Origin of the sequence: Prevotella conceptionensis 9403948 (genome assembly GCF_000312305.1) — a bacterium.
Classification (GTDB): Bacteria; Bacteroidota; Bacteroidia; order Bacteroidales; family Bacteroidaceae; genus Prevotella; species Prevotella conceptionensis.
This window is the reverse complement of sequence record NZ_HE999448.1, coordinates 256,923-259,577: the sequence shown is the minus strand read 5'-3', so window position 1 is coordinate 259,577 and position 2,655 is coordinate 256,923. Positions and strand designations below refer to the sequence as shown.

3 protein-coding genes are annotated in these 2,655 nt (G+C 51.4%); all 3 read right to left on the bottom strand.

Annotated elements, in window-relative coordinates:
- The coding region (locus BN93_RS10425; protein WP_019188268.1) for a site-2 protease family protein at positions 1 to 818 on the bottom strand (818 nt) is incomplete at its 3' end.
- Positions 819 to 934: 116 nt separating this feature from the next.
- Positions 935 to 2,095, bottom strand: a complete 1,161-nt coding sequence (locus tag BN93_RS10420; RefSeq protein WP_019188267.1) for a 1-deoxy-D-xylulose-5-phosphate reductoisomerase — start codon at positions 2,093 to 2,095, stop codon at positions 935 to 937.
- Positions 2,096 to 2,099: 4 nt separating this feature from the next.
- A complete protein-coding gene (gene rimM / locus BN93_RS10415) occupies positions 2,100 to 2,651 on the bottom strand; it encodes a ribosome maturation factor RimM (protein WP_019188266.1) in 552 nt (183 codons plus the stop codon).
- Positions 2,652 to 2,655: the final 4 nt, after the last annotated feature.

The window sequence follows — 2,655 nt, the reverse complement described above, 5'->3', positions numbered from 1 at the left end:
GCAGCGGCCAAAATATCGCCCAAACGCTCTTTCTCGAAATTAAAATCGTTTTGCGAATCAATGGGTTTTCCTGCAAAAGCCACAATCTTATCGCCAGCTTTCAGACCCGCTTTGGCTGCTATGCTGTTGGGCATTACGCTGTCGATGGTGTTGGGCATCATTATCATTACAAAGCGCGGCGACGATTTAAGCATGTTCAGCAAGTCGAGATTGCCAGGCATGGGCAGGCTCATGTGCTTGCCTTGGCGCACCAAATCCACACGAGTGGCAGTGGCCAAATCGCGGAAGAAGTCGGCATCGAAAGTCTTAAACTCGCCTTTCTCGGTGCCAAGAAGTACGTCGCCATCTTTAAATCCAAGGGCTTTTGCCTCCGAATTAAACTTCATTCCGGCCGTCATATCCTTCACTTGCACGTAACTGTCGCCCCAATGGAACAGCACCATCGAATAGATAAACAAGGCCAAGAGGAAGTTAACGATAACGCCGCCCAACATAATGAGCAGCCTTTGCCATGCCGGCTTAACCCTAAACTCCCACGGTTGGGCGGGTTTGGCCATCTGTTCTGTGTCGAACGACTCGTCTACCATTCCCGAAATCTTGCAATATCCGCCCAAAGGCAGCCAGCCCATGCCGTAGGCCGTGCCGCTTTTCTTAGACTTAAACTCGAAGAGATGAAACCAAGGGTCGAAGAATAGGTAGAACTTTTCTACCCTTACGCCAAACAAACGGGCGAAGAAGAAATGCCCCCCCTCGTGGAGTAGCACCAAAATAGATATGGCTAGCATGAACTGCAACAGCCTAATGAGAAATATTTCCATGTTTGTTTTATTGTTTTCTGTACTAATTAGGATGCCAATGGGTAAGCATCAAGGCTCTTTATGGCACATTCTTTGGTATTATCCGCTGCGGCAAAAGCCGCTTGGCGGTATGGGTTTCAACGCAGTTGGGCAACCAGTTCGCTGGCCTTTCGGCGCGATTCGGCATCCGTTTGCAGGTAGGTATCTAACGAAGGAGCCGCATCGAAAGGCACCTTTTGCATCGTTTCTTCGATAATTCGCGGCATGTCTAAAAAGCCAATGCGGTCGGCCCTGAATGCCTCGTTCACCACTTCGTTGGCTGCATTGAGTATGCAAGGCATGTTTCCACCGCGGTTAATGGCATCGAAGGCCAATTGCAAGCAGCGGAACTTACGCATGTCGGGTTCGAAAAACTCCAACGGCTGTGCGAAGAGGTCGAGCCTTGGCCCGTTAAGCGGCAGCCTATCGGGGTAAGAGAAGGCGTATTGTATGGGCAAACGCATGTCGGGTATGCCTAGTTGCGCCTTTACCGAGCCGTCTTCGAACTGCACCGCGCTATGAACAATGCTCTGCGGATGCACAAGCACCTGTATCTTTTCGGCCTCAACGCCGAACAACCACTTGGCCTCAATCACCTCGAACCCTTTGTTCATCATCGTGGCAGAGTCGATTGTTATCTTCGCACCCATGTCCCACGTGGGATGGCGCAAGGCATCGGCCTTGGTAACTTTGGCCAATTGCACTTCGGGCAGTAGGCGAAATGGGCCTCCACTGGCCGTAAGCAATATCCGTTCGATGGAATTATCGCCCTCGCCCACTATGCTTTGGAATATGGCCGAGTGCTCACTGTCTACGGGAAGTATGGGTGCGCGGTTGGCTATGGCCAACTCGTTGATAAGTTCTCCGGCCACAACAAGCGTCTCTTTATTGGCCAAACATATCTTCTTATGCGCTTTAATGGCATGTATTGTGGGTTCTAAACCGGCAAAACCAACCATCGCTGTAAGCACCATGTCGATGGGTTCGGCCTCTACGATGTCGCAAAGTGCCTGCTTTCCTGCGTAAACCTTAATGTCGGGAAGGTCGGTTAAGAGGTCTTGCAGCTGCTGGTAGCGGCTCTCGTCGGCCACAACAACGGCCGCCGGCCTGAACTTCCGTGCCTGTTGAGCCAGTAATTCAACGCGTGTGTTTGCCGTTAGGCAGTACACTTCGTACTTGTCGGCATGTTGCGCAATCACGTCGAGGGCTTGTGTGCCAATCGAACCCGTGCTGCCAAGAATACATATTTGTTTCTTCATTTGTTCAGTCTAGGTCTAGTATTCCATCTGGAATGTGCATCGTTATTTCACGTTTCTTTGCGTCAACGCCTGCAATCAAGTCGTAAGATGCAGGCAATAGCAGGGGCGCAGAACCGTTAACGTCTACTTCAAAAAGGGTGTTCACCGTGCTGTCGTCCACGGCAAGAAGGGTGCCCAGCCGCTTGTTGGTGGCCGCATCCTTAACGGTAAAGCCCACAATGGCCGCCCATGACAGTTCGGCATCGGGGTTATCGGCCTCCTGTCGCGGAAAAAACACGTTGCAGCCCGTCAGTTCCTTTGCCCGTTCTTGCGTGTCTATGTTCACGAATTTCACCAATGCCGTCTCGCTACCCTTAAAGCGATATTCCTCGAAAAAGAAGGGAACAAGCAGCCCCTCCACTTCGAGCGCAAGGAAATCGGCCTCTATTCGGTCGAAAATGTCGTCGTCGAAGTGGAAAGATATTTCGCCTTTCACGCCGTGCGGCTTGCCAAGCTTGCCTATCTTATAGAAGTTGTCGGCTTGCCATTGCGGTCGTGTGGATGATTGTTGGGACATGTGG